Origin of the sequence: Companilactobacillus futsaii JCM 17355 (assembly GCF_001435505.1) — a bacterium.
In the GTDB taxonomy this organism is placed as follows: Bacteria; Bacillota; Bacilli; order Lactobacillales; family Lactobacillaceae; genus Companilactobacillus; species Companilactobacillus futsaii.
In genome coordinates this window covers 1-2,914 of record NZ_AZDO01000081.1, presented here as the reverse complement: position 1 = coordinate 2,914, position 2,914 = coordinate 1, and the positions used below count along the sequence as shown (strand labels likewise).

Genomic DNA, 2,914 nt, shown 5'->3' with positions numbered 1-2,914 from the left:
GGTGTTTTTTTTATTTATTTTTTCTTAAGGTGGCTAACTTGATTATAAAATTCGCCCATTTTTTCTATATTTCAATATACTTGCAAATATATATTATTTTTATGGTAAAAAAAATATTGTAGAATCATCATTGTCCCTTTGGGAATGTTTGGATATCCATATATAAGTTAACACTTGTTTTATTATATATGGAAATTTAATCATTAATTATACGGAAATATATCATCAATATAATTTAATGGATTAAAAATTCTTTAGGATGAGAAAACGACATATTTATGAATGGAGACTTTTTAACAGTATTAAAAAATAAAACAATAGGTTATTTTTAGGTATATTAATGATTTGAAAAAATAGATAAATTGGTAATTCAATAGGAGTTTCAATTAGTAAGTTAATTGGAACTTCTTACTTGATTCTCCTTTTTTCTGTCAATACAGCGTAAATTATATAATTCTTGAATAATTATTAAAAAATCCCTCTAAAGATATCAAATGAATTATATTATTCACCTGATATCCATAGAAGGATTATCACATTCAAAAAATTAGATTAAATGGAATACTGCAGAGATCCCTATGATTAAGAAAGCAACACCTATGAATAGGGAGAAGTAAATGGCTAGTGGAGTAAATCCTGATGTGGTCTTATTTCCGACTGTTTTCAGAACGTTTAAATATTTGATACTGATGAAGAATTGCCAAATGCCGATAAGTACAAATAGAACGCCAAAGATACTTTCCATGATTCCTGACCTCCATATTATTAATTATAGACTGGCTCCCCAAAGATTGTTCCCTAAAGAATTAAAAGCAAACAGCTTACGCCAAAGTGTTTTTTCCTCCTTATTAAGTTGGATATTGTCTGATATTTTTACGATATTAGCTTGATTAAAGAAGAGTTGTAAACTTCCGGTAAAGGCTACTCCATCGCTTTTTTTAAGTTTTTGTAGCGTCTCACTGACATAAGAAGTTGTTTCTGACTGTGCGTGATTCTTCTGCAATTCTGAAACTAAGGCCTGCATAGTATCGACAACTTCTGTTTTGTTTACCATCGTATGTTGTCCCTTTCTAGATTGAGAGCTATAAATATTTCTATAAGATTAGTATAGCATTAAGAAAGTAAGCGGTAACAAAATATCCTGAGTAGTGGATTTTTTTGTCTTGAATTTTAGTACCCATAATAAATACTTGATAATTGAGTTAATTGCTGCAACTTTTCTTGTTGATCTTTAGGTAAAGTGATGTCGTTTTTGTGCATGGTTGTTGAGATTGTTAGATTCATGCGGCTGAGGATATAGGGAACAGCGGACTCTCTTTCTTCTAATTCAACTTTGAAATCAGTTAATACTTCTTGGAGTGGTTTAGTTGTGTCATCATCCAAATTATTTAGTAGATCGTCAATAATTGAGATTGCCACCTCACTGCGGTCTTTACCGCCAACAAACCATTTTAATTTCTTCATATTGTGCCCTCCAAAGTGGAAATTTAATATTTGTTATAATTGTATTAGTAGATATCATTACATCCGACAAGGATGATACGCGGGGAATAAAAATATAGCAACCGTTATAACGCCTTTGATAACGTAAAATGAGTTTAATTTTTAAATCACGGATGGTCTGCGGTTATCGTCTATGATGGTTGTTGGTAGTACTTTTAACAGTATGTCCAACAATAAAGAGGAAGAATTAGTATTAAGTGATCTGTATGATTTTGTCTTGAATCCTAATATTTCTACCAGCGAAAGAAAAATAGGACTTATGGCAAAAAAGGATTTGGAAAAAGGTAGATATATTGTGGCAGTTCTAAATCAAATCGTGGTTAGTTTTCAGCAGTTAGCCTTGAGAAATAAGGGATTAACAACTGAAGCATCACAATTTTACGATACTATTTACCCAATTCTAATAAAATTAAAACCTATTGGAACTAATCTTGGATATATCGGAATCAATAATAGTTATTTAGAGTAAATATTTAAAGGAGATAGTTAATGTTAGATATAGATACGACCAAAAAAGTAATTCATGAATTGTACAATTCGCTACATTCGCATCCGGATCAATCACCTTATTTGTTAAATATAACGGATGTTTTGAGTCAAGTTTACATGAAATTAGATACGGTGAAGAATCCTGAAGCATGGCTTAGTAGATTAGTGAATTATATTTACATGGAAGCTTTTAGTAGAGTTCCATTTTCCAGAGAAGAAGATAAGTTGTTGATTCGATTAGGTGACTTGTCTAAAAAATCAGGACTTAATGGTCGGAATCGAGCTAGCTTTGACGATAAATCTCAGTTTTACGGTTTGTTTGAAAAGATGCCTCGACGTTAAAGTTGGGTACTAAAAGTCAGCGTGTCATAATAAGGAACAAATATCTGAAATTATAAAGAATACTTATCCTAAATGGTACATAGTTAAATCTTCAACAGTTCTTTTCTTTTATCTACTAAATCTAAGACTTTCTTAAACGTTATTTATGCTCTTTTTTACAAGGAAAGTATACATCTCGTTAAACTAGATGCATGGATATCCGAATAACATGCACAAGGAAGGTGTAATGATTATGATAAAAAAGAACTATCAAATAAGAAATTATTGTAACTATCATTCAAAAGTAAAATGAAGGGGATTCATACCGTTGAAAAAATATTACAAATTAACTAACAATAATTTAGCAAATGTTCGAGGTGGACATTGTTATACAAAATCATGCTTGGCTGGTAGAGATAAGTCAATCTATAATGGAGTAAGCTTTACCATGGGATTTGGTTATGGAGTTTGTCAATCAGTTGGCATCTGCAACTAGATATGAGATTAAAATTCAATAAACTATTCTATAAAAATTTTAGTTTTTATATTTTGGCGAATTTTATAATCAAGTTAGCCACCTTAAGAAAAAATAAATAAAAAA

The 2,914-nt window shown here is 30.4% G+C and carries 5 protein-coding genes; 2 read left to right on the top strand and 3 right to left on the bottom strand.

Annotated elements, in window-relative coordinates; genetic code table 11:
* Positions 1-547 precede the first annotated feature (547 nt).
* The 3 genes from FC88_RS06920 to FC88_RS06910 form a co-directional block, all read right to left on the bottom strand.
* Positions 548-745 (bottom strand): hypothetical protein, encoded by a 198-nt coding sequence (locus FC88_RS06920; RefSeq protein ID WP_057814161.1) that lies wholly within the window; start codon positions 743-745, stop codon positions 548-550.
* 24 nt (positions 746-769) lie between these two features.
* A complete protein-coding gene (locus FC88_RS06915) occupies positions 770-1,054 on the bottom strand; it encodes a hypothetical protein (protein ID WP_057814160.1) in 285 nt (94 codons plus the stop codon).
* Between the two features lie 116 nt (positions 1,055-1,170).
* A complete protein-coding gene (locus FC88_RS06910; RefSeq protein ID WP_057814159.1) occupies positions 1,171-1,464 on the bottom strand; it encodes a bacteriocin immunity protein in 294 nt (97 codons plus the stop codon).
* Between the two features lie 172 nt (positions 1,465-1,636).
* Between FC88_RS06910 and FC88_RS06905 the strand changes: the two genes are divergently transcribed.
* Together FC88_RS06905 and FC88_RS06900 are read left to right on the top strand one after the other, a co-directional pair.
* Positions 1,637-1,972, top strand: coding sequence for a bacteriocin immunity family protein (locus FC88_RS06905; protein ID WP_010018232.1), 336 nt, complete (start codon positions 1,637-1,639; stop codon positions 1,970-1,972).
* Positions 1,973-1,992: 20 nt separating this feature from the next.
* On the top strand, positions 1,993-2,334 hold the full coding sequence (locus tag FC88_RS06900) for a bacteriocin immunity protein (RefSeq protein WP_057814158.1): 342 nt from the start codon (positions 1,993-1,995) through the stop codon (positions 2,332-2,334).
* Positions 2,335-2,914: the final 580 nt, after the last annotated feature.